The sequence below is a fragment of the Bradyrhizobium sp. CIAT3101 genome (assembly GCF_029714945.1).
Lineage (GTDB): Bacteria > Pseudomonadota > Alphaproteobacteria > Rhizobiales > Xanthobacteraceae > Bradyrhizobium.
On record NZ_CP121634.1, the window covers coordinates 6,030,733 to 6,056,328 of the forward strand.

Below are 25,596 nucleotides of genomic sequence, written 5' to 3' on the forward strand. Positions count from 1 at the left end.
ATCGGCATCATTTCTCCGGCGGCACCGCGCCGGTACGGCTGGTGATCAGGCCGTAATGCTCGATGCGGCGGTGCTGTGCAAAGTTGAAGATCGTGGTTTTGCCGAAGGCGGTGGCATCGAGGTCGCATGGGTAGACCAAGAGCTCGTCCTCTTCGGTCCTCGCTTCGACAACGATCTCGCCGTTGGGATCGACGATCAGACTGCCGCCAAACAATGCGTGGCCGTCCTCGACGCCCGCCTTGGCCACCGCGACCACCCAAGTCGCGTTCTGATACGCGCCGGCCTGCACGGAGAGGCGATTGTGAAACAGGCGCTTCTCGACGCCCTCTTCGCTTCGCTCCGCATTCACCGACGGCGTGTTGTAACCGATCAGCACCATCTCGACGCCTTGCAAGCCCATGACGCGATAGGTCTCCGGCCAGCGGCGGTCGTTGCAGATCGCCATGCCGATGATGCCGCCCAGCTCGCGCCAGACATTGAAGCCGAGATCGCCCGGCTCGAAATAGCGCTTCTCCAGATGCTGGTGCGACCGATGCGTCTCATATTCCACATGGCCTGGCAGATGGACCTTGCGGTATTTCCCGACGATCTTGCCGGCCTTGTCGGTCAGAACGGCCGTGTTGAAGTGGTGGCCATCGGGCGTCAGCTCGGCATAGCCGAAATTCATCGCCATCTGGTGCTGCGCGGCGCGTTCGAACAGCGGCCTGGTCGCTGCGTTCGGCATTTCACGCTCGAACCAGCTGTCAAAGTCGGCGCGGTCCTCCGCGTACCAGCGCGGGAAGAACGTCGTCAGCGCCAATTCCGGATAGACGATCAGATCCGCGCCTTTTGCTTTCGCCTCGTCCATCAGCGCGATCATGCGCTTGACCACCGCCTCGCGGCTGTCGGCCTTCTGAATCGGACCCATCTGGGCGGCGGCAACTGTGACGATACGCATCAGCGATGTCCTGATTTCTTGACGACTTTTTTGGCGAGGCTGGCGATCGCAGCTTCAATGGCGGGGCGGCGCGCGCAGCATAACGCGGCCCCGCGCCGTTTTTCCACCCAAGCAGCTTTCGTGCCGTTCTGTCACATCGTCCCTCCTGCTCGGCGGCCATATTGCCCGCGAAGTGGGCACGCGAATGTGGGAAGCCCACGCGAGAAACGTGCGGCGCACCACGGATTTTTCCGCGCAAATCGTCACATCCGCTGCACTGCAATCGGAGTCCTTGGAATCGTCTGTATAATTTGCAGGCGTCAAGCGGCCGTGCGGGGTCGCCGGATGCCTACGAGCTATGCACAGCGGTCAGCTCAGCCCCCCGGTTCTACGCCCCATCGCCAAAATGCTCCGCAAAGTTACGACCACCGATTTTGGATGGATCGGGATGGGCGACATAACGATAAATCCGAATTTCGGCAAATTGGAATACTCTGAGTGCGCGGAGCGGCCACGCTCGCAGCGACGGCGCGCGGAACGACATCAAGATGATATAATTCGTCAACGCGCTGCGACGGCGGAACTCTGGCATTCGCTCCTGGTTGATGGTCTAAGCACCCACCCTCCCCGCGATCGCGCGCTTCGTTCCCCTCCCGGAGTTTCACCGATGACTTCAGCCGACCGGCCGGCGACGCGGCTCGCCACGCGCCTCTCGTTCCTGGTCGCCGGCTTCGGGCTCGCCTGCTGGGCGCCGCTGGTGCCGTTCGCGAAGGAGCGGCTCGCGGTTGATGACGCGGTCCTAGGCTTGCTGCTGCTCAGCCTCGGCATCGGCTCGGTGGTCGCGATGCTCGCAACCGGCATCTTGAGCGCACACTACGGCACCAAGCCTATCATCATCGGCGGCGGAATCGGCCTCGCCCTCGTCTTGCCGCTGTTGGTCATCGCCGGTACGCCCATGACATTGGCGCTGGCGCTCCTCGCCTTCGGCGCGGCGCTCGGCTCCATCGACGTCGCCATGAACATCCATGCCGTCGAGGTCGAACGCGCGGCGAACGAGCCGCTGATGTCGGGCTTTCATGCGCTCTTCAGCATTGGCGGATTCGCCGGATCCGCGGTGATGACGGCCCTGCTGTCGTTTCATCTTGGACCGCTCGCGAGCGCCTCGATCTGCTCCGTGCTGATGCTGATCGCGATGGCCCTCGCCTGGCCGCGCCTGCTGCGCAGGGTACAGGCGCAGGAGGGACCGCTGTTCGTGTTGCCGCATGGCATCGTGCTGTTGCTGGCGCTGCTGGCGGCCATCACCTTCCTGATCGAAGGCGCGATGCTTGACTGGGGCGCGCTGCTCGTCATCGGCACGGGCCTCGTCAGCGAGGCGCAGGGCGGGATCGGTTACATCGTGTTCTCGATCGCAATGACCGTCGGCCGGCTCGGCGGTGACGTCGTCGTCGCACGCATCGGCGATCGCATCACGCTGGTCGGAGGAAGCCTGCTTGCCGTCGCGGGCCTCGCCGTGCTGTTGCTCGCACCGAGCAAGGCCATTGCCATCGCCGGTTTCCTGCTCATCGGCCTCGGCGCCTCGAACCTCGTGCCGATATTGTTCCGCGGTGCGGCGACGCAGACCGCGATGCCCACGGGGCTCGCAGTGGCGTCGATCACCACCGCCGGCTATGCCGGTGTTCTGCTTGGCCCCGCCGGCATCGGTTTTATCGCCCACGCCGCCGGACTCCCGATGGCGTTCTGGATGCTCGCTGCACTGATGTGTGTCGTCACGCTGTCAGCGCGCGCCGTGACCACAAAATAGCACAGCGCGCGACCGCCTGCCGTCACACGAGGCTGGACTTGCCACGGCTCAGGATCTCGCCCGCGCCCTTGCCGCCGACGATCCTGCCCTGCGCGTACACCACCCGCCCGCGTGCGATCGTCGTGACCGGCCAGCCGGTGACATCAAAACCCTCCCAGGGCGTGTAGTCGGAGCCGTGGTGCAGGTCGGCCTGCCGAATCGGCTTCGTGAGCTTCGGGTCCCACAACACGATGTCGGCGTCGAAGCCTACACCGATCGAGCCCTTCCGCGGATAGAGGCCGTAGATGCGCGCGTGGTTGGTCGCGGTCAGTTCGACGAACTTCTGCAGCGTGATACGTCCCTTCGAGACGCCCTCGGAAAACAGGATCGGCAGCCGTGTCTCGACGCCGGGGATGCCGTTCGGCACCCAGCGAAACGAGGTACGTGAATTCGGCGTCAGCTTGCCCTTGGGATCGTCGTAGCGGAATGGGCAGTGGTCGGACGAAAAGGTCTGGAATACGCCCGACGTGATGCCTTCCCAGATCGCCTGCTGGCTCTCGACATCGCGCGGCGGCGGAGAGCACACGTACTTCGCGCCCGTGATGTCCATGTTCAGCCCCTTCATGTCGTCGGCCGTCAGCGTGATGTATTGCGGGCAGGTCTCCGCATGCACCGGCAGGCCGCGCTGCTGGGCCCACCGGATCTGCTCCATCGCCTCGCGCCCCGAGACATGAACGATCATGATGGGAACGCCGATCACCTCGGCGTGGCTGATGGCGCGATGCGTCGCCTCGCGTTCGACGGCCTGGGGTCGCGAAGTGCCGTGATAATAGGGCGCGATGTGGCCTTCACGTTCGAGCTTGGCGGTGAGGAAACGAATGGCGTCGTAGCCCTCGCAATGGACCATCACCAGCGCCTCCTCGCGGCGCGCGACATCGAACACTTCGAGCAGCTGCTTGTCGTTGAGCACGAGGTCATCATAGGTCATGAAGACCTTGAACGAGGTGTAGCCGTCCTTGACCAGCGCCGGCAGCTCCTGCCCGAGCACGACGGCGGTCGGGTCGGAGATGATGAGGTGGAAGGCGGTGTCGATGTAGCACTCGCCTTCCGCGAGCTTGCGGTAGTTTTCGACGCAGGTGCGCAGCGACGTCCCTTTCTCCTGGAGCGCAAAGGGCAACACCATGGTGTTGCCGCCGGCCGCGGCTGCCCGTGTCGCCGAGGCAAAATCGTCGGCCATCACGACGTCGGGGCCCTGGGCCTGCGAGATGTGGACGTGGCTGTCGATGCCGCCTGGCAGCGCCAGCAATCCCGACGCGTCGATTTCGCGCGCCGCACCTTCGAGATGATCGGCAATGGCGACGATCCGGCCGTCGCGAATGCCGATATCGGCACGAAACTCGTCGCTGGCCGTCACGATGGTGCCGCCGCGAATGGCGAGATCGAGCTGCGTCACTGGTGTCTCCGTCACTTCATCATTGTTGAGGTCTGGAATATCCGTCCCCACGGCGCAAGCGCTGCGATGTCGCCGCCGGCGAGGCTGAGGCTTCGCCACAGCGTGACCGCAACGGAGTCGAGCACGGCAATATCGAGCTCCCGTTCGAGCGGAGCCGCAAGCGCGGCGCCATCGAGGTTGGTGCAGAGGATGACGATTGCGTCGGCGCCCTCCGCCGCCACGGCGCGGATCATGTCGGAGATCGTCGCGGGCGCGACCTCGCCGAAGGAGAAATTGTCGCGCAGGCCGAGGTGCCGCTCGGCATGCGGCGCAATGCCCTCTTCGGCCCAGACATCGGCGATGCGCCGCTGCACGTCATCGGTATAGGGCGAGACCAGACCGACACGTTTGGTGCGAAGTGCGCGGGCGGCATCGATGCAGGCGAGCGTCGAGGTCGTCGCCGGCACGCTGGTGCGCGCCGCGATGGCCTGGCAAAGGCTCCTGTCGCGACCGATGCCGAGCCAGCTCGCCGACGTACCGTTCCAGGCAATCGCGTCGACCTTGGCATCGGCCAGCAGGTCGGCGGCCGGCAGCATCACCGAGGCATCGAACTGGCTCAGCGCTGCTGCGTCGAGCGCGATCTCGGTGACGCGGAAACGGGAGAAGTGCGCGGTAATGCCGTCAACGCCGTGCAGCATGGCGCAGGTCGCAGGCTCCAGCACCGAATTGGAGGACGGCGTGATCATCCCGAGACGCTTGCGCAGGACTGACATCGATCGCGATTACTCCGTTGCCACGACGCGCGCGGCTGCGCCCCCCGGAAAGGATCATCCTCGGCCCTTGGCGCCTGCGCAACCCGCAATTTTTGCAGGCTGCATGTCATCTGTTCGCCAGGCGTTTCAGGCGGTAAAGGTCGCCCGCAAACGCCGCCAGCCGATCACGACGCCGGTGACGGAAAACACCAGGCCAAGCGCGCAAAGCCCGACGATCAGGACATCGCGCAGGCGCGGATGCGCCATGAGAACCGGGAAATCGAGCGTGTGCAGCGCGCTGTAGAACCAGCGATAGGCCCGCCGCGAGGCATTCAGCCGTTGCAACACGCTGCCGTCGGCGCCGTCGATGTCGAACCAGAGATCACCGCAGCGGGAACGGTAGGCGGGCGCGCCGGGAACGATGGACTGCGCGGGATAGTCATCGTGATCTGCGACAAGGAACGCCGCGCCGCAGTCGGCCGCCAGGCGCGTCGTCAGGCTGAGAACGTCCTGCTCATCAACGAACGCCATCTTCCGATCGCGGGCTGGCTCGCCGCCCTTCATCAAGGTCTGACTGTCAAGGCCGGTCCGGTCGCGCCGAAACACCGCTCCGTTGAAAGCAAACCATTCGATTTCGAGGACTGATGGCAACAAGCGCCGCTGATCAACTGATGGAGCCGTGCGCCAGTCGGGCACGGCATTTGTCACGGCGGCCTCGGCCGGGGTCAACTGCCCGCGCGAAAACAGCCGGCCGTGATCCATCGAGAGCCAGCCACTGAAAATCCAGGTCAGCACGAAAACGGTCGAGACGAGCCCGATGATATGATGCAGGGCGTGCCAGCCGCGATAAGGCGACGAGATCCGGCGGCCTTGAATCCTGATCCTGACGACACCGAGCACCGCCCCCAGCACCGCCGCGATCAAGGCCACCAGCGACAGTGTCGAGACGACCTGGTCCCACAGCGGCCAATTGCTCCTGAGAACCGTCGGATAGATCCAGTGCACGACACTGCCGACCCAATTCCATCCACGCTCGCCGCGGCTCGTATCCAGCACGACTTCGCCGGTGCGCGACGAGACATAGATCTCGGTCCCGGCCGCATCGCGGAGAGCTATGCGGAACAGGGGCCGGTGGCGATCGAAACCGTTCGGCACGCTCCATTGGTCGTAATCAGCACGCGCAGCTATCCCGGCCCGCGCGGCATCGAGCCCACGGCTGCGGGCATGGTCTTGCGCAATGGCGAGCGCGAGATCGGGAAATTCCACCGATGCGTCCGTCCCGTCTGACGCATGGACCGCCCGCACGCGCGATGGACCCGACACGACGTAGACCGGCCCGTCGCTGCGCCGGATCAGGCGAACGCGGATGGCGTCGCTCATCCTGCTGGCCACGACTGCGTCGGCAACCGGAATGATCGACGCTCCGCCCTGCACCGGCGCAAGCCCGGCAAAGCGTTCCGCTTCCGTCAGCGACGGAAACGGAACGAAGTGCATCACGATGCCGCTCGCGAACCACATCGCGAACAGGAGGCAGAACGCGATCCCGAGCCAGCGGTGCAACAGGACGATCGCGCCCATCATGTGGTCAGCGCCCTACCATTTGAACGCCGCGGAGATTTCGTAGGTCCGCGGTGCGCCCAGCAGGATCTGGTCGGGATAAAACGGGTCGCCCCAGATTGCGTAGCGCTTGTCGGTGAAGTTGCGCACCCGGAAAGTCAGGCGGGCCTGGTCGACGGCGTTGAACACGGTCTTCGGGATATCGACGAAGGCGTAGACATCGCCGACGGTGTAGGCATTCATGGTTACGGTGTTGGCGTCGGTGTTGTAGCGGTCGCCGACATGGCGGCCGGTGATGCCGACCTCCACCGGCCACGGCGTGAAGAAGCGCCAGGACGCACCGGCATTGGCGACGATGCGCGGCACGTTCGGCGGCGTGTTGCCCGAGAACGAGCCGCCGGCGAAATCATAGTCGGCATAGCGCGCATCGACATAGGCGATGTTGCCCCAGAGCCGCAGAGACTCGATCGGACGGATCGCCCCGGCAAGCTCGACACCTTTCGATTCCTGCCGTCCCGCGATGTTGAGCGTCTGGCCGCCGGCTGCCGCGTAGACGTTCTTGCGCACGATGTCGTAGGCCGAGAACGACCACTCCGCCCTGTTGTCCCACAACACGTGCTTGACGCCGGTCTCATAGGTGCGCGCGGTCGTGAGATCCAGGTTCTGGGTGGGCAAGAGCAGGAAGATGTTGTTGGCCGAGATGTCGGCGCCGGTGGCGTACTGACTGAAGAAGGTCAGGCCGGGCACGGCCTCCCAGGTGTAGCCGATGCGGCCGGTGACGGGCGCCCATGATTTCGAGAACGGAAAGCCTGCATTCTCCAGACCGAACTGGTCGGTCGAGTTGCGATCGAGCCCGATATGTTCGACGCGCAGGCCGCCGATCAACGAGAAGGTCCGCGTCAACTTCAGCCGGTCCTCGAACGACAGCGCCTCGTTGTCGATACGCGCGGTCTGCTGCTTGGTCAGGAGCGTGCCGTAGAAGCCGCGATCGGGATCGACCAGCGAGACGAAATCATTCGGAAAAGTTGCGGAACCCGGCCTGACGAAGTCGAGATAGCTCGACGACAGCGTCGTGACCATGCGATTGTCGAAGCCCGCGATATTGGCGTCCCAGACCAGGTCGGTGATGTTACCGACAAGGCGCTGGCTGTGCGCAACATAGAAGCGCTCGCGATAAACCTGGTTTTTTGTGGAATCAAACGCCTCGACCTCGTTATTGAACCAGCTGCGCTCGGCGCCGTAACCATAGGCCTGGCTCTTCAGCGTCAGGTCAGGCGCCAGTTTCAACTCAAAGCCGCCACGCAGCCAGACCTCTTGCGCTACGTTGCGGTTATCGAGGACGTTGTAGTTGGTGTTGAAGGTGCGATCGTCGATCGTAATTGCACCGAGGTTCGATTTAGTGAAATCCGACACATAGGTGCCGGAGACGATTCCTGCCGTGGCGTGCGAGCCGCTGAAGGCGACCGGCACCAGCGGCGCGCCCCAATAGGCTTTTGAGCGGTCCTCGCGGTACTCGATCGCACCCCACACCTTAAGGCTGTCGGAGATCCGGTAGTTGAGCTGGCCGGAGACGTCGAGCGTCTTGGTGTTGGTGTCGTCGGCAAAGCCGTTGAGCGAGGAGCGGCTGATGTCGAAGCGATAGTCCAGCCCCTGGACGTTGGTGCTGCCACCGGAGCCGTAATGCGCGCGGAACGAGTTCAGGGAGTCATAGGAGAAGTCGGCTTCGTTCTGGATCGCACCCGTGTGCGGCTGCTTGGTGACGAAGTTGATGGCGCCGCCGGCGGCACCCTCGCCCGAGATCAGCGAGGCCGGGCCTTTCAAAAATTCGACGGCTTCGAGATTGGCCGTATCCATGACCCGCGAGGTCATGTTCTGCGGGCCGATCTTGATGCCGTTGTAGAGCGTGTTGATTTGGCTGTTGGTGAAGCCGCGCATCGAGAAGGCCGACGGCTCGGACGGATTGTCGCCGGCGGTGACGCCAACCGCGCCCTGGGCGACGTCGGAGACGGTGCGGTAGCCCTGCTCGCGGATGGTTTCGGCCGAGATCACCTCGACGGTCGCGGGGGTCTCGCGCACGGTCAGGCCGAGACGCGAGGCGCTCTCGGCGACCGCATTGCTGTTGAGCGGTGTCGGCACTGTGGCGTTCGGCACGACCGGCTTTGGCGCGGCCGCTGCCGCGGCGGGCCTGCGTGCGGCCGTGCGGCGTGCGCTTGCCGCGTCCCGGCCGCCCGGCTTGGCCTGCTGACGGGATTGCGGCGGCGAGACCTCCACCGCAGGCAGGGGCTCGCGAGCCTGCTGCGCCAAGGCAGCTGACATGTCGGTGGCGGCAAAAGATGTGAGAGCGGCGGACGCCAGCAGGAAACGGCGTGATCGTACAATACGGATGGAAGACACGGTCTTGGACCTCGGTGTGACGTCAGTGGCACGTCACCGCGAACCAAGGTCCCATCTTCCGGCTGGTAAGCCCTCCGATGAAGCCGAATGTCTGTACTCCCCGACCGACATCTTCGCGTGTGACCACGGCTGACGGCAGGTCTCCTGGCTCGCGGGTCGTGACCGCTTCGTCGCCTTCCCGGGACCGAGGACCCAGTGGCTTGTGACGAAGGATTCACCGCTTACAGTTGCGGGGGCAGCTGCGGCATTGGGGACCATGTCCCCGCACCGCATTCCCTTTTCATCCCCTCTCGGGGAAACCGTCAAAGTCATCTAGGGTTACGATCAAGACAGAGTCAATGTACAAGCTGCGGCGTTATTGCCACAGCGACCAACTTCTTTGGAGATAAGCATGGAAGGCGAGACCTTCCTCTGGCTGATCCGGCATGCGCCGGTCGAGGGCGTCAAGGGGACGATCCACGCCGCCGACGCGCCCGCAGATCTCGGCGATCGCGTGCAGCTCGAGAAGCTACGACGGTGCTTGCCACGGGATGCGGCGAGCTATGCGAGCCCTTCGCGACGCACGGCCGAGACGGCGCGCGCGCTGGGGCTCGAGCCTGACCTGCTGCCCGAATTCAGCGAGCAGGATTTCGGCGACTGGACCGGCCGGCGCCATGACGAGCTCGCAGCGAACGGCGGCGAGGCCTATGCGCAATTCTGGAGCGATCCGGCGTGCGGGCGGCCGCCCGGCGGCGAGAGCTTTGAAGAACAAGTCGCGCGCGTGCGGTTGGGCCTTGCGCGGATCGTCGCTCGTCAGGCAGCGCTGATCGTGCATTCCGGCACCATCCGCGCCGCGTTGTGCATCGCGCTGGATCTGACGCCGCACGCGGCCTTGCGCTTCGTCGTCGATCCGCTGTCGCTGACCCGGATCGACCGGCTCGCGACCGGCTGGCGCGTCGTCTCGGTCAATCAGCGCGTGGCCTAGGACGGCCGGTCCGGGACGTTGGCCTGTGCGAACGTCGCCATGTCGTTGTGAAGGCTACAGGCCGAGCGCACCAGCGGCAGCGCGATCGCAGCGCCCGATCCCTCGCCAAGCCTGAGATCGAGGCTGATCAGCGGCTGCACGTTCAGCGCGCGCAGCACCAGCCGGTGCCCCTGCTCCGCCGATTGATGCGACGGCAGCAGGAACGGTTGGCACGACGGATTGAGCCGCACCGCCGCGAGCGCCGCGACCGACACGATAAAACCATCGATCAGCACGGGAATGCGCGCCTGCGCAGCCGCTATGATCGCGCCCGAGATCGCCGCGATCTCGAGGCCACCGACGGCGCACAGGATCTTCTCGGGCGCCGCACCCGTAACGCCATGACGCGCGATCGCCCCATCGATCACCCGCGCTTTGTGCGCACGGCCCGCCGCATCCACGCCGGTGCCGTGGCCCGCAATTTCCTCGGCAGCGACGCCGAGCAGGCTCGCGGCGATCGCCGCCGAGGTCGTGGTGTTGCCGATACCCATCTCGCCGAAGATCAGGAGATCGGGCTGATCGGCCTTCGCCCGCACCACTGCGCGCTGTCCCGCCTCGAAGGCGAACGCCAGCTCCGCCGGCGTGAGCGCAGCTTCGACGCTGAAATCGCGCGTGCCAGGGCGTGGCTTGTCGGTGACGATATCAGGCATCGCCTCTTGTGCCAGCGTTCCGGCGTCGACCACTTCGAGGCTCGAACCGAGCTCGCGCGCCAGCACCGAGATCGCGGCGCCGCCCGAAGCAAAATTCGCCATCATCGCGATGGTGACGGCCTGCGGATAGGCCGACACGCCCTGCGAGACGATGCCGTGATCGCCGGCAAAGATGATGATCGGCACGCGCGCGGCGCGAGGGCGTTCAGTCGCCTGCAAGCCGGCAAGCTCGATCGCAAGCTGCTCGAGCCGCCCAAGCGCGCCGGTCGGCTTTGTCAGTTGTGTCTGTCGCGCGATCGCCGCATCGCGATGCGCAACGGAGATCTCGGGGCATTTCCGGGTGACCCATTCAGGGAGCATGCTGCCTCGCTTACGGCCTGCGCTTGAGAATGTAACTGTCCATGATCCAGCCATGCCGCTCGCGCGCCTCGTGTCGTGCGGCAACGATGCGCGGGCCGACCTCGGTGAGCCGGCCGGACATGATGATCTGATCGGCCATGCCGAGATAGGCGCCCCACCAGATGTGAAGTCCGGCCGGATCGAGCGACTGGAACGCCGTGCCGCCGTCGAGCATCACGACGACCGTATCGACGCCCACTGGCCAGCCGCCTTCACGCAAGCGGCGTCCCGTCGTGACCAGAAACGGCTCGCCGATGTCGTTGAGCGGCAGCGCATGCGCCGCGCACAGCGTCTGGATCGAGGTGATGCCGGGCACGACCTCGATTTCTGGCAACGGATTGAGCCGCCGCGCGATGCGCAGCGAGGAATCGTACAGCGAGGGATCGCCCCAGATCAGCAGCGCGACCTTGCCGTCACCACCGAGATGATCAACGATCGACCGCGACCAGGTCGCCGCGACCGCGTCATGCCAATCGTCCACGCCCTTGCGGTAGTCGGCCTCACCGGCATCGCGCACGGGCAGATCGAACTCGGCGATGCGCGTGGTGCCGTTGGCGAGTACATCCGCGCAGATGGTCCGCCTGAGATCGGCGAGATCGGATTTTGCCGTCCCCTTGCGTGGGATCAGGACAAGATCGGCGGCGTTGATCGCGCCAATCGCAGCGCGCGTGAGCTGCCCGGGATCGCCGCAGCCGATGCCGATCAGGGAGAGCGTCATCATGACGATCCGTCCTCCGCCAGCGCGCCGAACATGATTACGGCCGCCGTGGAAGCAGCACCGCCACGCGCGAGCTGCTCGGCAAGCTCGGCAATCGTGGTGCGCACCAGCCGCTCGTCGGCGCGGCCGAGGGACTCCGCGAACAGCGCCGGCGTATCGGGCGAGAGCCCGTGCTCGATCAATTTCGCGACCAGCGCCGGAAAGGTGCGCCGACCCATATAGACCACGGTCGTCGCATCAGGATCGGCCAGCGCCGCCCAGTTCAAATTCTGCGGCAACTCGCCGGTGACGTCGGCCCCGGTGACGAACTGCACCCGGCGCGAGGTGTGGCGACGGGTCAGGGGAATCCCGGCTTGCGCCGCGGCGACGCAGGCCGAGGTGACGCCGGGAACGATCTCATAGCCGATGCCGGCTTCGCGCAGCGTCTCCAGCTCCTCCTCGAGCCGGCCAAAAATGCCGGCATCGCCAGACTTCAGCCGGACCACGCGCACGCCGGTGGCGGCATAGTCCACGAGCAGGCGATTGACGTGATGCTGTTTTGTCGACGGCCGCCCTGCCCGTTTCCCGACCGCGACGAGATTGGCCCCCGGACGCGCCAGATCGAGAATCGCGCCCGAGGCGAGATCGTCATAGAGCACGACGTCGGCCTCGCGCAGCCGCGCGGCGCCCTTGAGCGTGAGAAGCTCGGGGTCGCCGGGGCCGGCGGAGATGAAGGAGACGAAGCCGCTCACCGGTCCTCCGCGATCAGATGGAAGAAGGTGCCAGTCGCGTGGTCCCGCCGCGAGCCGGTCTCAGCGATGACGGCGCCTGTCGCATCATGCACGACCGCCAGCGGCGTATCGGGCTGGGCGACGATCGTCGAGTAATGGAATTCATGACCGCGCAGGCGCGCTCCAACCTGATGGCCCGGCATGGGCGCCGCGAGCGCGGCAAGACGATAGCCGAGATGCATGCGGCGCTTGGCAAAGCTCGTCTCCAGTCCGAGCAGGCCCGTCATCTCATGACGGAGACCGTCGGCATCGGTCAAGGCAGTCCCCAGCACCATATACCCCCCGCATTCGCCGTGCACGGGTCGTGTCTCGGCGAAGGCGCGCAGGCCACTGCGGAAGCGCGCGTTGGCGGCGATCTTGCCGGCATGAAGCTCGGGATAGCCGCCGGGCAGCCAGCACACGTCGGCGTTGGCGTCGGGTGCTTCGTCGGCGAGCGGCGAGAAGGTCGAGATTTCCGCGCCCGCCGCGCGCCAGGCTTCCAGCATATGCGGATAGACGAAGGAAAACGCGGCATCGCGGGCGAGTGCAATGCGCTGGCCCGGCGGCGTCACGCTCAGGCCGTTTGTCGCTGGTTGCACGGACCACGCGGCTGCGGCTCGCAGCACCGCGTCGAGATCGACGTGCCCTGAGACAAAGCGCGCGGCCTCGTCGATCAGTTTTCCGATCTCGGCCTGTTCCTCGGCCTGAACTAGGCCGAGATGCCGCTTCGGCAGGCTGATCTCGGCATGGCGCGGCAGCGCGCCGAACACAGCGATGCCGACGTCATTGAGCGCGCGCCGCACAAGATCCTCGTGGCGCGGGCTGGCAACGCGATTAAGCACCACGCCGGCAAGGCGCACGCCGGGGCGGTAGTCACGCAGGCCCGCGGCAATCGCCGCGGCTGTTTGCGCCTGTCCGGAGGGATCGATCACGAGCACCACCGGCCAGCCCAGCATCTCCGCGATGTCGGCGGTGGCGCCGGTGCCGGAAACACCGCGCGTGGCGACGCCGTCGAACAGGCCCATCGAGCCCTCGGTGAGCACGATGTCGGCATCAGTGCCGCGGCTGATGAGATGCGCGATACTGGCGCGATCCATCGCCCAGCTATCGACATTGACGGAGGCGCGCCCCGTGGCTGCGGCATGGAAGGCGGGATCGATATAGTCAGGCCCGCTCTTGAAGCACTGCACGCGTAATCCGCGATTGCGCCAGGCGCGCGCCAGCGCCAGCGTCAGCGTGGTCTTGCCGACGCCGGAGGCCGGCGCGGAGATGACGAGACCCGCCGGCATCACGACGCCTCCGGAAAACGCGGCTCAGTGCCGACAGGGCGATAGCGGCGGTCGTAGTCGGCGGCATAGAGACGACTCTCGTCGAAATCCGCCGCACCAATCGTCTTGCCCACCAGGATGAGCGCGGTGCGCTCCATCTCGACGCCGACGGCCGCATCGAGCGTCGCCAGCGTAGCGCGAACAATGCGCTGATCCGGCCAGCTCGCGCGCCAGACGATCGCGACCGGGCAATCCGTGCCGTAATGCGGCGTCAGCTCGGCGACGACCTTGTCGAGCAGATGAATCGACAGATGAATGGCCAGCACTGCGCCGGTCGCCGCAAAGGCTGCGAGCTTCTCGCCCTCGGGCATTGCGCTGGCGCGGCCCGGTGTGCGCGTCAGCACCACCGTCTGGGCAAGACCGGGCAATGTCAGCTCGGCCTCGATAGCCGCTGCGGCCGCCGAGAACGACGGCACGCCAGGTGTCACCGTGAAAGGAATGCCGAGCGCACGGAGGCGGCGAAGCTGCTCGCCCATCGCTGACCAGATCGAGAGATCGCCGGAATGCAGCCGCGCGACGTCCTTGCCCTCCGCATGCGCGGCCGTGATCTCCGCGATGATCTCGTCGAGCGACAGAGGCGCGGTGTTGACGATGCGCGCACCGTTCGGGCAATGCGCCAGCACGCCCTCGGGCACCAGCGAGCCCGCATAGAGGCAGACCGGACAGGACGCGATGAGATCGCGCCCCCGCAAGGTGAGAAGATCGGCGGCGCCCGGCCCGGCGCCGATGAAATGCACCGTCATGGACCGTCTCCTTCCGCGATCGCCGCGGTCGCGGTGCGATCCTGCGAGACCGCGCGCGGTGCGATGAGCCGCGCGCGTGGGCCGGCGGCGGCGAGCGCCGCCGCTTCGGCAACCGATCCCGTGCCGAACTTTTCGGCGACCAGCTGCGACTGCGTCGGCGTCGCGATACCGGCCAGCATGTCGGCAGCGATGGCCTTGATTGGAACGCCACACTCGTGCGCGAGCAATTTCAGTGCCTCGGCATCAGCCTTGTCGCTGACGGTTGCCACGGCCGCGAGGCCATCGGCACCGCCCGCCGCCGCAAGCGCATCGCGTAACGAGGCGAGCGTAACATCTTTTTTGAATCCGAGCCCGGCGACCTTCATCGGACCGCACTCCACTGCACCACCGGCCGCACGGCCTCCCAGGAGCGATAGCGGCCGAGCGGAGCGGCATGCGCAATCTCGACCCGCATCAGCTCGCCGCCATACTGCTGATGCAGCTCGCCGAGCAGCGCTTCCGTCTCCAGCGTCACCGAATGTGCAACCAGCCGGGCGCCCGGCGCAAGCCGCGCCCAAATTGCATCGAACATCGCACGATCGAGACCGCCACCGACGAAGACGGCGTCGGGCACATCCAGCGTTACGAGCGCTTCCGGCGCCTGTCCCGTGACGACGGTGATCCGATGCGCCAATCCGTACGTCGCAGCATTGCTGCGGATGTTCGCGACGCGATCCTCTCGGATCTCAACGGCGATCGCAGTTCCTCCGCACATCGCCCACTCCACCGAGATCGAGCCGGAACCAGCACCGATGTCCCACAGACGCTCACCGGAACGCGGCGCCAGGGCCGAGAGCGCGAGCGCGCGCACCGGCCGCTTGGTGATCTGGCCGTCGTGAACAAAGAGATCGTCCGAAAGTCCGGAGCTGCGAGGAATGCTCTGCCCGCCCCTCGCCTCAATTGCGACCGCAACGAGGTTTCCCGCGAGATCGCCCACAAGGCGGTCCGCACGATGCTCTGCAATACTTTCGCGCGGCCCGCCGAGCGCTACGAGGCTCCAGAATGCCGAGGCGCCCCATCCGCGACCGCTCAGCCATCTTGCGAGATCGCCGGCAGCCTTGCCGTCGCGCATAAGACAAAGGATCCGCGCGCCCGGAGCCAGATGCGGCGCGAGACGCTCGAATGGCGCAGCATGAAGCCCGAGGCAGACAACGGATTCGAGCCGCCAGCCCAGCCGCGCGGCGGCGAGCGAGAAGGTCGATGGTGCGGAGTACGCAATCCACTCACCAGCAGCCAATTTCTCGGCGAGGCCCGCTCCGGCGCCATGCCAGAACGGATCGCCGGAAGCGAGCACCGCCGTCGGCCGGCCGCGGCAGCTCAGCACGATGTCAGCATCGAACGGCACCGGCCACGCGCGGCCGCGGTCGCCGACATCCGCGAGCGCGAGATGACGCTCGCCGCCGAACACGGTTTCCGCGTTAGCCAGCGCCTTTCGACTTGCTTCCGACAGCCCGGCAAGGCCATCTTCGCCGATACCGATGATGGTCAGCCAGGGATCAACCATGATGCGCGCCCTTATTCTGGGCGGAATTGCCGATGCGAGCCTGCTCGCCGCCGAGATCGCGCACGCGGGGATTGACGCCGTGTACTCCTACGGCGGCCGTACACGGATGCCTGCCGATCAACCGCTGCCGACCCGCATCGGCGGCTTCGGCGGCGTGAGCGGGCTTGTCGATTACATCAGGCGCGAAGCCATCACGCATGTGATCGACGCGACGCATCCCTTCGCAGCCGAGATGAGCCGCAATGCCGTTGAGGCGTGCGCGAACACCGGCACGCCGCTGATCGCGCTCGAGCGCGCGCCCTGGACCAGCGCACCTGGCGACAAGTGGATTGAAACCGGGGATGTCAACGCCGCGGCCGCTGCCCTTCCCGAAGCGCCCGCACACGTGTTCCTCGCCATCGGCCGTCAGCACATCGCGCCGTTCGCGGCGAAGACGCAGCACGCCTACACGCTGCGCTTCGTCGATCCGCCCGAAGCGCCGCTGCCCTTCACTGCCGATGTACTCGTGTCGCGCGGGCCGTTCACACTCGACGGCGAGCTCGACATGATGCGCAAGCGCGGCATCGATTGGGTCGTCGCCCGCAATTCCGGCGGCGACGGCGCGCGCGCCAAGATCGATGCCGCCCGTAGGCTCGGCCTGCCCGTGATCATGATCTCGCGACCAACGCTGCCGAAGCGGCTGCGGGTGGAGAGCGTCGCTGAAGTGATGCAGTGGCTCGCTCATGGCGACCGCCTCGGCGCATAGACCCAACGCCCGACACGGCGCGTCTGCGAATTTCCGACGATGACGAGCGTGCGCATGTCGGCCATCTCGGGCGTTGCGTCGTTCAGCGTCACGGTCACGATGGTCTCGTCGGCTGCGCTGATCGCGCGTGCGAAGATCACCAGCCGCTCGCCGCAGCCGGCCTCCTTCAACACCGCGAGCGCGCGGCCAAATCCTTCCGCCCGGCTCGCCGAGCGAGGATTGTACAGCGCAATCGAAAAATCAGCTTCGGCGGCAAGCCGCAGGCGCTGCTCGATCAAGGCCCATGGCTTGAGATTGTCGGAGAGATTGATCGCGCAGAAATCGTGACCGAGCGGCGCACCGGCGCGCGCGGCCGCGGCCAGCATCGCGGTGATCCCCGGCAGCACACGGATCGGCAGCTCCCGATATTGCGGCGCCTGCTCGAGCGCTTCGAACACGGCGGAGGCCATCGCAAAGACGCCGGGGTCGCCGGAGGACACGACGACGACTTGTCCGCCTGCGGCGGCAAGCCGCAGAGCCTCGGCCGCCCGCTGCAGCTCTTCGCGGTTGTCGGACGGATGTAGGGAGAGCCCGGGGCGCGGCGGAACGCGCGCGACATAGGGCGCGTAACCCAGAATATCCGTCGCGGCGGCGAGCGCGGCGGAAACCTCCGGCGTCACCAGTGCATCACTGCCCGGCCCGAGGCCCGCAATGGTCAGCGTTCCCGTCATTCGGCAGCGTCCGGATGCCGGCCTTTGCCGTGCACGAGAACGATCGCGAAGTACGGACAATCGGCGGCATCGATCTCGACGAGCCGCGCGACGCGTTCGCCCGGCATGGTGCCGCGCTCGACCAGCCAGGCATCATCGAGCCGGCCGGCGGACGCGAGCGCGCGGCGCACCTTTGCGAGATTGCGGCCGGTCTTCATGATCACGAGCGCGTCGGAATCGCGCATGCGCCTTTCGAGCTCGGCCTCGGGAAGCGTGCCCATCAGCACCGTCGTCACGTCGTCGCCAAGCGCGATCGGTTGTCCCACCCCGTTCCAGCAGCCGACCATGCCGGGAATACCGGCGATCACCTCGATCTCGACGCGGCCTTGCAGGCGCGTGTGCAGATGCATGAAGGAGCCGTAGAAATAGGGATCGCCTTCGCAGAGCACGACGACATCGACGGCGCGGGCCAGTCGCGCGAGGCGTTCGGCCCATTCGTCGTAAAAGCCGGCCAGCAGCTGGACGTAGTCCGGGCTGTCGAAAGCGAGCTCGGTCGTGACCGGATATTCCATGGGATATTCGGTGACGTCGGTCGCCAGCATACCCTCGACGATGCGCCGCGCCTGACCCGGCCGGCCCTTCTTGCGGAAATAGGCGACGTGCTTCGCGCCGCGCACGGTGCGATCGGCGCGCAAGCTCATCAGATCGGGATCGCCAGGGCCGAGACCGCAGCAGATGATCCGTCCCATCTCTATTCGCTCCGGCTTGCGAGCGCGTTCACGGCGGCGACCGTAATCGCGGAGCCGCCGAGGCGGCCTTCGACCGTCAGTGCCGGCACCGGCGGATCGGCCATCAGCGCAGCCTTGGATTCGGCCGCACCGACGAAACCGACGGGGCAGCCGATGATCGCCGCGGGCCGCGGACAGTCGCGGTCCTCGAGCATGTTGAGCAGATGAAACAGCGCCGTCGGCGCATTGCCGATCGCGACGATCGCACCGTGGAGATGCGGCCGCCACAGCTCCAGCGCCGCGGCCGAACGCGTGTTGCGCATGGACTGCGCCAGCGCGGGAACGGTCTCGTCACCAAGCGTGCAGATGACGGCGTTGGCCGCGGGCAACCGCGCGCGCGTAATTCCCTCCGAGACCATGCGCGCATCGCACAGGATCGGCGCGCCCTTCTGCAACGCCGCGCGCGCGGCGGTGGCCATCCCCGGCGTGAAGCGGATGTACGTCTCCAGGCCAACCATGCCGGCGGCATGGATCATCCGCACCACGACCTGCTCCTCATCAGGCGCGAAGCGCGCCAGATCGGCCTCGGCCCTGATGGTCGCGAAGGATTGCCGGTAGATCGCCGCGCCGTCGGTCTCATATGTGTGCGGCATCAGTGCCCTCCCATCAGGATGGAGGGATCGCGAACGATGTCGTCACGGTCGAGCCCGCGCAGGATCGGCTCATCGCGCGTCGACCCGCCGCGCACGAGATCGAATCCTGCGCCCGTCGCGACCAGCGTGATCGCGGCTGCACCGGAATGGGCGCAGCCCTTGGCGCAGCCCGAGACGTGAAGCCGCGAGGCTGCGCCGATGTTCGGCGCCAGCGCCGCGGCAAGCGCGCGGGTGTCGGCATGCGCCTCGCGGCAACGCGGCGCGCCGCTGCAGGCGATGACGCGCAGCGCCGGATCGTAGGCCTCCGTGATCAGGCCGGACGCGGACGGCATCGTCCGCTCGCCCTCGCTCAGGACCATCCGCCACGGCGTCATCCGCAGCGCGTGCCCGCAGCCGGAAAGCTGATTGAGCGTCGCATGTGGCATCTGCCCGAAGGCAACGCCGACCATGGCCCCTTGCGGATAAAGGCCGGGACGCACGGCTGCCATGATGGGCGCAGGCTCCGCCTCACCACGCAGCACTTCGGGCAATTTCGCGCCGGCCGCAAGATGCGTTGCCATCCGCCCTCGTCCATCCCTGACGCCGGACGCGACGAACCAGCGTGCAACAGCAAGCGCGGTCGCCACGGCCTCGCCACGTGCAACGCTGCGGCCGAACCTGGCGCCGTCCGGGCGCACAAGGAGGCGGCCGACGGCGTCACGCTCGATCCGCACGTCAGCGGAATTGCCGGCGAGCACGCGCGACTTGCCGTCATCGATGGCGAAGCCGAATTTCGTCGGCAGCTCGAGCATCGAGTCTGCCAACGCTTCTTCGAGCTCGGCCGCAAGTGCCTGGGTCTCGTCGCCGTCGCGCCAGAACGGCGTGACCAGGATGTTGCGCCGGGATTCGGTGTCGGCGTCAGGGTCCAGCAGCGTCAGTTGCGCCAGACCATCAAGCAGCAGCCGGTGGCTGCTCTCGCTGACGCCCCTGATCTGGAGATTGGCGCGGCTGGTCACGTCGATCAGACCATTGCCGTGGCGCTCGGCAAGATGCGCAAGCCCGGCGGCCTGTGCCGCATCGATCCGGCCGCCGAACGGGCGCACGCGGACCACGAGCCCGTCGCCCGATTGCATCGGCCGCAGCGCGCCGGGACACCAGCCCTTCACCGAAGCCGCGCTCATGACGCCTCCTTCAGCGCAGCCGCAATCGAGTTGCGGCGCGTTCGCCAGAGCGAGGCCTCATGCAGGCGCGTAAAGCAGGTCTCCATCGCGGCCAGCGCCGCCGGATTTTCGCGCGCCATGAAGGCACGGATTTCGGCATCGCCGAGCGTCGCGTCATAGTAGAGATCGAACAGATGCGGCGGCACCGCGCCGGCGAGATGGGCGAAGGCGGCCATGTGCTCCAGCGTTGCGGTGATTTCGGCGGCGCCGCGAAAGCCGTGGCGCATCATGCCGGCGATCCAGGCCGGGTTGGCGGCGCGCGCACGGACCACGCGCGAGATTTCTTCCGTCAGCGTGCGCGCATGCGGCTGCTCAGGGCGGGTCGTATCGAGATGATAGAGCGATGGTCCGGCAGCACCGAGATGGGCAGCAGCAGCCGCGATGCCTGCTTCATGCGCGGCATAGTCGGCGGCGAGCAGCAGATCGGTTTCCGGCAGATCCTGCACGTGAACGAACGCATCGGCGGATGCGAGCCGCTGCTCGATGCCGGCGCGATCGGGCTTGATCTCCCCATCGGCCGAGAACGCCCACGACGATGCCGACAGCCAGGCCTCGCCGGCGGCATCGCGCGTCTCGGGCGTGAACGCATCGGGGATCGCCGAGAGGCCGACGCCGTATTGCCCGGGCCGCGGCGCGAACACGCGGGAGGCGCGGTGGCGATAGGGATTTTCCTCGCCCTCCTCCTCGCGCGATGCCAGCGCTTCGGTGGCGGCTCCGAACAATTGCGCAAGGCCTGCGAAGACATCGCGGAACAGGCCTGACACGCGCAGCGTAACGTCGATGCGAGGACGGCCGAGTTCGGCCGGCGCGATGATGTCGTAGCCGGTGACGCGGCCGGAGGCGTGATCCCAGCGCGGCGCGAGACCGGCGAGATGCAGCGCCATCGCGAATTCTTCGCCTGCGGTCCGCATGGTCGCGGAGCCCCAGAGATCGACCACGAGGCCCTTCGGCCAATCGCCGTGATCCTGCAGATGGCGGCGCAACAGCTCTTCGGCGAGTTTTATCCCCTGTGCATGCGCCGGCGGCGTCGGCACGGCGCGCGGATCGACGGCAAAGAGATTGCGTCCCGTCGGCAGCACGTCATGACGCCCGCGATAGGGCGCGCCAGATGGGCCGGGCGCAACGCGCTGCCCCCCAAGCGCGGCAAGCAATGCGTCCCGCTCGGCGTCGCCGCAGTCACCGCGACCGAACACATGCAGACCGTCGCCGAACTGGCTTTCCTTGAGATCGCAAACGAAGCGGTCGATCCGCGGGATCGCTTCGGCCGGAGCCGCCGAGGCATCAAGCCCGAGATCGTCTTCGAGGCCGGCTGCGCGCGCCTCCTCGCGGATCGCGGCGATCAGGCGCTGGCGACGGGCGGGATCGAGACCATCGGCGGTCGAATACTCGTCGAGCAGGCGTTCCAGCCGACGCAGGCCTTCCGGCACCGCGGATTGCGCGAGCGGCGGCGGCAGATGGCCGATGGTGACGGCGCCGATGCGCCGCTTGGCCTGCGCGGCCTCACCGGGATCGTTGACGATGAAGGGATAGATGACGGGCAGATCGCCGATCAGCGCTTCCGGCCAGCAGCTTGCGGACAGCGCCACGGATTTTCCCGGCAGCCATTCCAGCGTGCCGTGCGCCCCCATGTGCACGACGGCATCACACCCCTGCCCGCGGAGCCAAAGATAGAACGCGACATAGGCATGACGCGGCGTGCGGGCGAGATCGTGGTAGTCGGAATCGCGTGTCGTCGCATCGCCGCGCTCGGCTTGGACCGCGAAGATCGATTGGCCGCAGGCAATCGCGGCGAAGTGGAATGCGCCATCGCGGCAGCTCGGATCGCTCTCCGGCGCGCCCCACGCTTGCGCGAGATCGTCCTGCAGGCCCTGAGGAAGACGCGCGAGCATCGCGCGGTACGCGGCGACGCTCCAGCTCAGATGCTGGTTCAGCAACGTCTCGCCCAGCGCACGGACCGGCGCGACATCGAAGCCGGCCTCAGCGAGATCGGCCACCATCGCCTCGACCGAGGCAAGCGCGTCGAGACCGACCGCATGCGCGATCTGGTGCGGACGTCCGGGATAGTTCGAGAGCACAATGGCCAGCCGCTTCTCGGCGGCCGGTGTCTCCGCAAGCCGCCGCCAGGCCGCAACGCGGGCGGCGATGGCATTCACGCGCTCCTCGTCCGGCTGATGCGCCAGATGCGAGAACTGCAGATCCGGATCGCGCGCGGCAGCCGATTTGAAACTCACCACGCCCGCGAACAGCCGGCCGTCGACCTCGGGCAGAACCACATGCATCGCGAGGTCACCGGGCGACAGGCCGCGCAGCGACTCCGCCCAATCCTCACGGCGCGCCGATGAGAGCGCGACCTGGAACACCGGACATGACGCGGCATCGAACGGCGTCGTGCCGTCGTCGCCCATCGCCGAGAACGCCGTCGCATTGACGATCGCAGCCGGAGGATTCTTGGCGAGATGGTCCCGCAACCAATCTGCGACGCCCGCAGCCTTCAGCGAGGTCACGAACACGCCGTGCGCGTCAAAGCCCTTCTCGCGCAGAGCAGCGATCAGTGCATCGACCGGGCCGGTGTCCGCGGCGGTGAGATAGGAGCGATAGAACGTCACCAGCGCGCGCGGCTTTCCTTCGCCCGTCAACGGCGCGGCGATCACGCCACGTGCGGGATCGTAGAAACCCATCTCGGGCACGTTCATCTCGCCGACGACGGGCCCGGCATAGAGACCCGAGGCCAGCGCGAGCTGCGCGATCGCGGCTTGCGCCGCAACGGGACCACCGGTGTCGCAGAGCACTTTCAGCCGGCGCAGCGTCGAGACCGGCAAGGTGGAGTACGCATCGAGCCGCGTGTCGTCGCGACCATCGGCCGGCAGCACGGCGAGCACGATGTTGCGATCTCTTGCCAGCTGCTGGAGCGCCGCGAGGCCATAGGGCCAATAGGACTCACCGCCGATCAGCCGCACCAGAATGCCGCGCGCCTGCGACAGCGTGCGCTCGACATAGGTATCGACCGAGAGGGGATGACGGAGCTCCGCGAGGTTCGCCAGGCGCAGCGACGGCAGGCTGTTGCGGCCGCGCCGCCAGCCGGCCGCAAACGCCGCCAGATCGGAATCCGAGTACGAGAGCACCACGAGATCGGCCGGGTCCTGGCCGATGTCCCTTGGCGTCGCGGTCTCTTCCAGACCGCGGCTCTCGCGGAAGACGACGTGCATCAGACTCCCAATCCCGCCTTGATCGCGGCCTCATCGATATCGCCGTGCTCGCCGATCACGACGAGCTTCGATTGCCTGCCGCCCGCGCCCCAGGGCTTGTCGAACTGGTGGCGCACGCGCTCGCCGACCGCCTGCAGCAGCAGGCGCATCGGCTTGCCCGCCACTGCGATGTAGCCCTTGGCGCGCAGCACGTTCTGCTCGCGGGCCAGCTTCTGGACGGATGCGACCAGCGCATCGACGTCAGTCACTTCAGGCAGATCAATCACGACCGAAGCAAAATCGTCGTGCTCGTGCTCTTCCTCGCCGTCATGGTGCGAGGGGCGCGCGGCGAGATCGTTCTCGGCGGCGGCGCCGAGACCAAGAATGACGCGCGCGTCGATCGCGCCGTCGGTGATGGGCAGCATCGGCACGCGGCGCGGCATCTCGGCGGTAATCAGCGCCTTGGCGGCCTCGATGCCGGCGCTGCCGGCCAGATCGGCCTTGGTCAGCAGCACGATATCGGCACAGGCGATCTGGTCTTCGAACACCTCCGACAGCGGCGTCTCGTGATCGAGATTTTCGTCGGCCGCGCGCTGTGCTTCGACAGCAACCGGATCCGGCGCGAAGCGACCGGCGGCGACAGCCTCGGCATCGGCCAGTGCGATCACGCCGTCGACCGTGATCCGCGAGCGGATCTCCGGCCAGTCGAACGCCTTCAGCAGCGGCTTCGGCAGAGCCAGCCCCGAGGTCTCGATCAGGATGTGATCGGGCCTCACCGGCCGCGCCAGCAGCTTCTCCATGGTCGGAATGAAGTCGTCGGCGACGGTGCAGCAGATGCAGCCGTTTGCGAGCTCGACGATGTTCTCCTCCGGGCAGTTCGCATCGGCGCAGGACTTCAGGATCTCGCCGTCGACGCCCTCGCTGCCGAACTCGTTGACGAGCACCGCGAGCTTCTTGCCGTTGGGATTGCTGAGCAGATGCTGGATCAGCGTGGTCTTGCCAGAGCCGAGAAAACCGGTGACGACCGTCACAGGGACTTTTGCGAGCGAATTCATTCGGCGGCCTCCGGCAACACGGCAATGGGGGGAATGCGGGCAAGCGACTGCTTGCGAAAGATTTCCGGCCGACTGCGCCAGGGCACGAGGCCGTCGGGCGCGGCGGCATAGGCGACAGCGCCCGCGACCACGTCCTGCGCGTTGGCATCCGACAGCCGGCCATAGACATAGGACCAGCGGCCGGGCGCGCTCAGCGCGACCGAGCAGCCCTGGCTGCATGCAGACAGGCATTCGACGGGAACCACATTGACACCGTCGGGCACGCCGGCCTCGAGGATCGCACCATGCAGACGCTTGCCGGGCGTAACCTCGCCCTCGCCAAGCGTCTGGCCGGCGCGGCAGGTGATGCAGACATGCAGTGTGACGGTCATCGCCTCTTCCAGAAGTAACAGCGGGAGGCGAAGAGGCTCACGAACCTTCTCTGCGAAGGCCCGTTTCCCCGTCGCGGAACACCCCGTCCGCCGGTCCAAAAATCGTCCGCGCTGGCAGGTCTCCCGGCTTGCGGAGCAGGGTTTCCCCTTCGATCCCCGCCTTCCCGATCCGCAAGTAGGATCAGTGGCTTTGGGCATCTCTCCGGTCACGGTCGCGGGGGCGGCTGCAGTTTGGACCCAAATCTTGCCGATTCGGACCCTATCGCATTCCCTCTTCGCCTGTCATAGGACAGGAACCAACGCCGGGTCACCATTTGCCCCCGGCCGCCTCTTGTCAAGCCGAAGGACCCTGTCAGATGAAGCCTGAGCCGGACACCCAGACGGCCGAGGAAACCGACGCCAAGCACGCCGCGAAAATGGCGAGAATCAAGGTCGCCCGCGACAAGATCATGGCGACCAAGAGCGGCGAAAAGGGCCTCGTCATCGTCCACACCGGCGCCGGCAAGGGCAAGTCCTCCTCCGCGTTCGGCATGATCGTCCGTTGCGTCGCCCATGGCTTTCCCTGCGCGGTCGTGCAGTTCATCAAGGGCGCCTGGGACACTGGCGAGCGGCGCCTGCTGACCGGGCATTTCGGCGAGCTCTGCCAGTTCCACGCCATGGGCGAAGGCTTCACCTGGGAGACGCAGGACCGCGCCCGCGACATCGCGGCGGCGCGCGCCGGCTGGGAGAAGGCCAAGGAGCTGATCCTCGATGCCAATCTGCGCATGGTCGTGCTCGACGAGATCAACATCGCGCTGCGCTATGACTATCTCGACATCGCGGAGGTCGTCGACTTCCTGAAGACCTCGAAGCCGCCGATGACGCATGTCGTGCTCACCGGGCGCAACGCCAAGGACGAGCTGATCGAGATCGCCGATCTCGTCACCGAGATGACGCTGGTGAAACATCCGTTCCGCTCGGGCATCAAGGCGCAGGCCGGCGTCGAGTTCTGACGACGCCAAGCTCTG

At 66.7% G+C, this 25,596-nt stretch carries 23 protein-coding genes and 2 riboswitches; of the genes, 4 read left to right on the forward strand and 19 right to left on the reverse strand.

The annotated features are described in order from the left end of the window. Positions 1-7 precede the first annotated feature (7 nt). A complete protein-coding gene (locus tag QA645_RS28585; RefSeq protein ID WP_283044788.1) occupies positions 8-937 on the reverse strand; it encodes an N-carbamoyl-D-amino-acid hydrolase in 930 nt (309 codons plus the stop codon). Between the two features lie 646 nt (positions 938-1,583). Between QA645_RS28585 and QA645_RS28590 the strand changes: the two genes are divergently transcribed. Next, positions 1,584-2,717 (forward strand): MFS transporter, encoded by a 1,134-nt coding sequence (locus QA645_RS28590; protein WP_283044789.1) that lies wholly within the window; start codon positions 1,584-1,586, stop codon positions 2,715-2,717. A gap of 22 nt (positions 2,718-2,739) precedes the next feature. Here the strand turns inward: QA645_RS28590 and hydA are convergent, their stop codons facing one another. From hydA to QA645_RS28610, 4 genes are all read right to left on the reverse strand, one after another. Further along, the gene (gene hydA / locus QA645_RS28595; protein ID WP_283044790.1) at positions 2,740-4,149 is read right to left on the reverse strand and encodes a dihydropyrimidinase; all 1,410 of its coding nucleotides are present in this window, start codon (positions 4,147-4,149) and stop codon (positions 2,740-2,742) included. An 11-nt stretch (positions 4,150-4,160) separates the two neighbouring features. Next, positions 4,161-4,901 carry an aspartate/glutamate racemase family protein gene (locus QA645_RS28600; RefSeq protein WP_283044791.1) on the reverse strand — a complete coding sequence of 247 codons (741 nt, stop codon included), beginning with the start codon at positions 4,899-4,901 and terminating at the stop codon, positions 4,161-4,163. Between the two features lie 126 nt (positions 4,902-5,027). Beyond that, positions 5,028-6,461, reverse strand: a complete 1,434-nt coding sequence (locus tag QA645_RS28605; protein WP_283044792.1) for a PepSY domain-containing protein — start codon at positions 6,459-6,461, stop codon at positions 5,028-5,030. 12 nt (positions 6,462-6,473) lie between these two features. Further along, positions 6,474-8,831 carry a TonB-dependent receptor gene (locus QA645_RS28610; protein WP_283044793.1) on the reverse strand — a complete coding sequence of 786 codons (2,358 nt, stop codon included), beginning with the start codon at positions 8,829-8,831 and terminating at the stop codon, positions 6,474-6,476. A gap of 116 nt (positions 8,832-8,947) precedes the next feature. Next, positions 8,948-9,150: riboswitch (cobalamin riboswitch) on the reverse strand. A 72-nt stretch (positions 9,151-9,222) separates the two neighbouring features. Between QA645_RS28610 and QA645_RS28615 the strand changes: the two genes are divergently transcribed. After that, the gene (locus QA645_RS28615) at positions 9,223-9,795 is read left to right on the forward strand and encodes a histidine phosphatase family protein (RefSeq protein ID WP_283044794.1); all 573 of its coding nucleotides are present in this window, start codon (positions 9,223-9,225) and stop codon (positions 9,793-9,795) included. On the opposite strand, the gene cobT is transcribed toward QA645_RS28615, so the two are convergent. From cobT to cbiT, 7 genes are read right to left on the reverse strand one after another with little or no spacing between them, the layout of a single operon-like run. Beyond that, on the reverse strand, positions 9,792-10,844 hold the full coding sequence (gene cobT, locus QA645_RS28620) for a nicotinate-nucleotide--dimethylbenzimidazole phosphoribosyltransferase (RefSeq protein WP_283044795.1): 1,053 nt from the start codon (positions 10,842-10,844) through the stop codon (positions 9,792-9,794). The genes QA645_RS28615 and cobT overlap by 4 nt on opposite strands. A 10-nt stretch (positions 10,845-10,854) precedes the next feature. After that, positions 10,855-11,604, reverse strand: a complete 750-nt coding sequence (gene cobF / locus QA645_RS28625; RefSeq protein WP_283044796.1) for a precorrin-6A synthase (deacetylating) — start codon at positions 11,602-11,604, stop codon at positions 10,855-10,857. After that, positions 11,601-12,332, reverse strand: a complete 732-nt coding sequence (cobA, locus tag QA645_RS28630; RefSeq protein WP_254130348.1) for a uroporphyrinogen-III C-methyltransferase — start codon at positions 12,330-12,332, stop codon at positions 11,601-11,603. The genes cobF and cobA overlap by 4 nt, the downstream gene beginning before the upstream one ends. Then, entirely contained in the window at positions 12,329-13,639 is a 1,311-nt protein-coding gene (locus QA645_RS28635) for a cobyrinate a,c-diamide synthase (protein WP_283044797.1), read from the reverse strand. Before QA645_RS28635 ends, cobA begins: the two co-directional genes overlap by 4 nt. Continuing rightward, entirely contained in the window at positions 13,639-14,421 is a 783-nt protein-coding gene (gene cobM / locus QA645_RS28640; protein ID WP_283044798.1) for a precorrin-4 C(11)-methyltransferase, read from the reverse strand. Before cobM ends, QA645_RS28635 begins: the two co-directional genes overlap by 1 nt. After that, positions 14,418-14,786: a cobalamin biosynthesis protein gene (locus QA645_RS28645; protein WP_283044799.1), complete on the reverse strand. Its 369-nt coding sequence runs from the start codon at positions 14,784-14,786 to the stop codon at positions 14,418-14,420. The genes cobM and QA645_RS28645 overlap by 4 nt, the downstream gene beginning before the upstream one ends. Beyond that, positions 14,783-15,964: a precorrin-6Y C5,15-methyltransferase (decarboxylating) subunit CbiT gene (gene cbiT, locus QA645_RS28650; protein WP_283044800.1), complete on the reverse strand. Its 1,182-nt coding sequence runs from the start codon at positions 15,962-15,964 to the stop codon at positions 14,783-14,785. Before cbiT ends, QA645_RS28645 begins: the two co-directional genes overlap by 4 nt. Here cbiT and QA645_RS28655 point away from each other — a divergent pair. Next, on the forward strand, positions 15,963-16,709 hold the full coding sequence (locus QA645_RS28655) for a cobalt-precorrin-6A reductase (protein ID WP_283044801.1): 747 nt from the start codon (positions 15,963-15,965) through the stop codon (positions 16,707-16,709). The two genes, cbiT and QA645_RS28655, sit on opposite strands and share 2 nt — an antisense overlap. Here QA645_RS28655 and cobJ read toward each other — a convergent pair. The 7 genes from cobJ to QA645_RS28690 are packed head-to-tail and all read right to left on the reverse strand — an operon-like array spanning position 16,685 to position 24,589. Then, positions 16,685-17,419, reverse strand: coding sequence for a precorrin-3B C(17)-methyltransferase (gene cobJ / locus QA645_RS28660; RefSeq protein ID WP_283044802.1), 735 nt, complete (start codon positions 17,417-17,419; stop codon positions 16,685-16,687). The genes QA645_RS28655 and cobJ overlap by 25 nt on opposite strands. After that, positions 17,416-18,147: a precorrin-2 C(20)-methyltransferase gene (locus tag QA645_RS28665; RefSeq protein ID WP_283044803.1), complete on the reverse strand. Its 732-nt coding sequence runs from the start codon at positions 18,145-18,147 to the stop codon at positions 17,416-17,418. The genes cobJ and QA645_RS28665 overlap by 4 nt, the downstream gene beginning before the upstream one ends. Positions 18,148-18,149: 2 nt before the next feature. Continuing rightward, complete coding sequence (locus QA645_RS28670; protein WP_283044804.1) at positions 18,150-18,779, reverse strand: precorrin-8X methylmutase; 630 nt, start codon at positions 18,777-18,779, stop codon at positions 18,150-18,152. Next, on the reverse strand, positions 18,779-19,939 hold the full coding sequence (cobG, locus tag QA645_RS28675; protein WP_283044805.1) for a precorrin-3B synthase: 1,161 nt from the start codon (positions 19,937-19,939) through the stop codon (positions 18,779-18,781). Before cobG ends, QA645_RS28670 begins: the two co-directional genes overlap by 1 nt. Further along, positions 19,936-23,184 (reverse strand): cobaltochelatase subunit CobN, encoded by a 3,249-nt coding sequence (gene cobN, locus QA645_RS28680; RefSeq protein WP_283044806.1) that lies wholly within the window; start codon positions 23,182-23,184, stop codon positions 19,936-19,938. The genes cobG and cobN overlap by 4 nt, the downstream gene beginning before the upstream one ends. Further along, a complete protein-coding gene (gene cobW, locus QA645_RS28685) occupies positions 23,184-24,218 on the reverse strand; it encodes a cobalamin biosynthesis protein CobW (RefSeq protein ID WP_254130337.1) in 1,035 nt (344 codons plus the stop codon). The genes cobN and cobW overlap by 1 nt, the downstream gene beginning before the upstream one ends. After that, the gene (locus QA645_RS28690) at positions 24,215-24,589 is read right to left on the reverse strand and encodes a DUF1636 domain-containing protein (RefSeq protein WP_283044807.1); all 375 of its coding nucleotides are present in this window, start codon (positions 24,587-24,589) and stop codon (positions 24,215-24,217) included. Before QA645_RS28690 ends, cobW begins: the two co-directional genes overlap by 4 nt. Before the next feature lie 95 nt (positions 24,590-24,684). Next, positions 24,685-24,905: riboswitch (cobalamin riboswitch) on the reverse strand. A 40-nt stretch (positions 24,906-24,945) separates the two neighbouring features. Between QA645_RS28690 and cobO the strand changes: the two genes are divergently transcribed. Continuing rightward, on the forward strand, positions 24,946-25,581 hold the full coding sequence (gene cobO / locus QA645_RS28695; RefSeq protein ID WP_254192878.1) for a cob(I)yrinic acid a,c-diamide adenosyltransferase: 636 nt from the start codon (positions 24,946-24,948) through the stop codon (positions 25,579-25,581). The last annotated feature ends 15 nt before the right edge of the window (positions 25,582-25,596 follow it).

Excerpts from the sequence above, each read along its gene's own strand:
- QA645_RS28585 (WP_283044788.1), bottom strand. The coding sequence starts at position 937 with ATGCGTATCGTCACAGTTGCCGCCGCCCAGATGGGTCCGATTCAGAAG.
- QA645_RS28590 (WP_283044789.1), top strand. The coding sequence starts at position 1,584 with ATGACTTCAGCCGACCGGCCGGCGACGCGGCTCGCCACGCGCCTCTCG.
- QA645_RS28600 (WP_283044791.1), bottom strand. The coding sequence starts at position 4,901 with ATGTCAGTCCTGCGCAAGCGTCTCGGGATGATCACGCCGTCCTCCAAT.
- QA645_RS28605 (WP_283044792.1), bottom strand. The coding sequence starts at position 6,461 with ATGATGGGCGCGATCGTCCTGTTGCACCGCTGGCTCGGGATCGCGTTC.
- QA645_RS28615 (WP_283044794.1), top strand. The coding sequence starts at position 9,223 with ATGGAAGGCGAGACCTTCCTCTGGCTGATCCGGCATGCGCCGGTCGAG.
- cobT (WP_283044795.1), bottom strand. The coding sequence starts at position 10,844 with ATGCTCCCTGAATGGGTCACCCGGAAATGCCCCGAGATCTCCGTTGCG.
- cobF (WP_283044796.1), bottom strand. The coding sequence starts at position 11,604 with ATGATGACGCTCTCCCTGATCGGCATCGGCTGCGGCGATCCCGGGCAG.
- QA645_RS28635 (WP_283044797.1), bottom strand. The coding sequence starts at position 13,639 with ATGCCGGCGGGTCTCGTCATCTCCGCGCCGGCCTCCGGCGTCGGCAAG.
- cobM (WP_283044798.1), bottom strand. The coding sequence starts at position 14,421 with ATGACGGTGCATTTCATCGGCGCCGGGCCGGGCGCCGCCGATCTTCTC.
- QA645_RS28645 (WP_283044799.1), bottom strand. The coding sequence starts at position 14,786 with ATGAAGGTCGCCGGGCTCGGATTCAAAAAAGATGTTACGCTCGCCTCG.
- QA645_RS28655 (WP_283044801.1), top strand. The coding sequence starts at position 15,963 with ATGATGCGCGCCCTTATTCTGGGCGGAATTGCCGATGCGAGCCTGCTC.
- cbiT (WP_283044800.1), bottom strand. The coding sequence starts at position 15,964 with ATGGTTGATCCCTGGCTGACCATCATCGGTATCGGCGAAGATGGCCTT.
- cobJ (WP_283044802.1), bottom strand. The coding sequence starts at position 17,419 with ATGACGGGAACGCTGACCATTGCGGGCCTCGGGCCGGGCAGTGATGCA.
- QA645_RS28665 (WP_283044803.1), bottom strand. The coding sequence starts at position 18,147 with ATGGGACGGATCATCTGCTGCGGTCTCGGCCCTGGCGATCCCGATCTG.
- QA645_RS28670 (WP_283044804.1), bottom strand. The coding sequence starts at position 18,779 with ATGCCGCACACATATGAGACCGACGGCGCGGCGATCTACCGGCAATCC.
- cobG (WP_283044805.1), bottom strand. The coding sequence starts at position 19,939 with ATGAGCGCGGCTTCGGTGAAGGGCTGGTGTCCCGGCGCGCTGCGGCCG.
- cobN (WP_283044806.1), bottom strand. The coding sequence starts at position 23,184 with ATGCACGTCGTCTTCCGCGAGAGCCGCGGTCTGGAAGAGACCGCGACG.
- cobW (WP_254130337.1), bottom strand. The coding sequence starts at position 24,218 with ATGAATTCGCTCGCAAAAGTCCCTGTGACGGTCGTCACCGGTTTTCTC.
- QA645_RS28690 (WP_283044807.1), bottom strand. The coding sequence starts at position 24,589 with ATGACCGTCACACTGCATGTCTGCATCACCTGCCGCGCCGGCCAGACG.
- cobO (WP_254192878.1), top strand. The coding sequence starts at position 24,946 with ATGAAGCCTGAGCCGGACACCCAGACGGCCGAGGAAACCGACGCCAAG.